Source organism: Micromonospora sp. 4G55 (genome assembly GCF_016803375.1).
The window spans coordinates 1-2,448 of record NZ_JAEVHN010000818.1 but is presented as its reverse complement, the minus strand read 5'-3'; the positions used below and the strand labels follow the sequence as shown (position 1 = coordinate 2,448).

Sequence of the window (2,448 nt, the reverse complement as noted above, 5' to 3'; positions counted from 1 at the left end):
CGACCTCGACCACGACGGTCTCGCGACCGGCCGGCGCCTCGGCGGCGCCGGCGGCGGCGGTGAACGGCGGCACGGTGTTGTCGAACTCGGTCTCGATCCACCGGGTGTGCACGGTGAACGGCTCGGTGGTGAACGCCTCGTCCCGGACGACCAGCCGGTGGAACGGCAGCGCGGTGGCCATGCCCTCGACGACCATCTCGTCCAGCGCCCGGCGGGCCCGCTCGATCGCCTCGGCCCGGGTCTCGCCGGTGATGATGACCTTGGCGAGCAGCGAGTCGAAGTTGCCGCCGATCACGTCGCCGGACGAGACGCCGGTGTCCACCCGCACGCCCGGCCCGGTGGGCAGGCGCAGGGCGGTGATGGTGCCCGGGGCGGGCAGGAAGTTGCGGCCCGGGTCCTCGCCGTTGATCCGGAACTCGATGGCGTGCCCGCGCGGGGTCGGGTCCTCGGAGAACCGCAGCTTCTCGCCGTCGGCGATCCGGAACTGCTCGCGGACCAGGTCGACGCCGGCGGTCTCCTCGGTGACTGGGTGCTCGACCTGGAGCCGGGTGTTGACCTCCAGGAAGGAGATGGTGCCGTCCACGCCGACCAGGTATTCCACCGTGCCGGCGCCGTGGTAGCCGGCCTCCCGGCAGATCGCCTTGGCGCTCTCGTGGATCTGGGTGCGCTGCGCGGCGGTGAGGAACGGCGCCGGGGCCTCCTCGACCAGCTTCTGGTGCCGGCGCTGCAGCGAGCAGTCCCGGGTGCCGACCACGATCACGTTGCCGTGCTGGTCGGCGAGGACCTGCGCCTCGACGTGCCGCGGCTTGTCCAGGTACCGCTCGACGAAGCACTCGCCCCGGCCGAACGCGGCGACCGCCTCGCGGGTGGCCGACTCGAACAGGTGCGGGATCTCCTCCATGGTGCGGGCCACCTTGAGGCCGCGCCCGCCGCCGCCGAAGGCCGCCTTGATCGCGACCGGCAGGCCGTAATCGACGGCGAACGCCATCACCTCGTCGGCGTTGCCGACCGGGTCCGGGGTGCCGGGGACCAGGGGGGCGCCGGCCCGCTGGGCGATGTGCCGGGCGGTCACCTTGTCGCCGAGGTCGCGGATCGCCTGCGGGGTGGGGCCGATCCAGGTCAGCCCGGCGTCGATGACGGCCTGGGCGAAGTCGGCGTTCTCGGAGAGGAAGCCGTAGCCGGGGTGTACGGCGTCGGCGCCGGACCGGCCGGCGACGTCGATCAGCTTGTCGATCCGCAGGTACGTCTCGGCCGCGGTGTCGCCGCCGAGGGCGTACGCCTCGTCCGCCAGCGTGGCGTGCAGGGCGTCCCGGTCGGAGTCCGCGTAGACGGCGACGCTGCCCAGGCCGGCGTCGCGGCAGGCGCGGATGACGCGGACGGCGATCTCGCCGCGGTTGGCGATGAGTACCTTGCGCACCTTGAAGGCTCCTCCCGGGAGGTCGTTGACCGGGAGTGTATCGGTCACTCTGATGGCCCTAACGATCGCTCAGTGTGGGATGGCGCACTGTTCCGGCCGCAGCCTAGTCAAACTTGTTTATTACGCTTGTCCGGTGTCTGCGACTCGGATGATGATTCTCGGCCTGGTTCGGTGGATGCAACCGGTACACGGCTACGACGTGCGCCGCGAGCTGCTGAGCTGGAACGCCGACCGGTGGGCCAATGTGCAACCCGGATCGATCTACCACGCCCTGCGCAAGCTGACCGAGGAGGGGCTGCTGCGCGAGGTGGCGACCGAGCAGGTCGGCGCCCGCCCGGCCCGCACCACGTACGAGGTGACGCCGAAGGGGGAGGACGAGTTCGAGACGCTGCTGCGCGGCCTGTGGTGGCAGTTGCACGAGACGCCGGACCCGTTCGCCGCGGCCTTCTCCTTCCTGCCCGCGATGCCCCGCGAGGAGGCCGCCGCCGCGCTGCGGAACCGGGCGAACCTGCTGCGCGCCGGTGTCGAGTCGATGCGTGCCTCGTTGGACTCCGACTGGATGCGCAACACCAAGCCGGTGCACGTGGCCTGGATGTTCGAGCTCTGGGCGGCGCGCGCCGAGGCGGAGGTGGCCTGGTGCGACCGGATCGCCGAGCGGATCGAGTCCGGGGTGTCGTACCTGCCTGCTGGACTCGCCGGGGCGGAGGGCTGGTCGGGGTGGACCGACGGCGCGCCGCCCCGCGACGTGAACACGGAATAATCAACGTTGACCACAAGAGCTATATCGCGTTAGCCTCTTCGCGCACCACGGGGGAGCGCGCCGTCCGGCGGCCCCGGGGACAGGCGGCCGGCGCGTCCGGCCCGGACGACCAGGAGCAGACATGATCGAGACCAGGGGGCTGCGGAAGTCGTTCCGCTCCCGCGCCGGTCGGGAGACGAAGACGGTCGACGCCGTACGGGGGGTGAACCTCCAGGTCGCCGAGGGCGAGATCTTCGGCTTCCTCGGCCCCAACGGCGCCGGCAAGACCACC

At 71.7% G+C, this 2,448-nt stretch carries 3 protein-coding genes; 2 read left to right on the top strand and 1 reads right to left on the bottom strand.

The genetic code is table 11. From position 1 onward, the window contains the following. The coding region (locus tag JNW89_RS34670) for an acetyl/propionyl/methylcrotonyl-CoA carboxylase subunit alpha (protein ID WP_238452243.1) at nt 1-1,417 on the bottom strand (1,417 nt) is incomplete at its 3' end. A gap of 148 nt (nt 1,418-1,565) precedes the next feature. On the opposite strand from JNW89_RS34670, the gene JNW89_RS34665 reads away from it, so the two are divergent. Both JNW89_RS34665 and JNW89_RS34660 read left to right on the top strand, forming a co-directional pair. Next, a complete protein-coding gene (locus JNW89_RS34665; protein WP_238452242.1) occupies nt 1,566-2,177 on the top strand; it encodes a PadR family transcriptional regulator in 612 nt (203 codons plus the stop codon). A gap of 121 nt (nt 2,178-2,298) precedes the next feature. Beyond that, a partial coding sequence (locus JNW89_RS34660) for an ATP-binding cassette domain-containing protein (RefSeq protein WP_238452241.1) occupies nt 2,299-2,448 on the top strand: 150 nt, incomplete at its 3' end.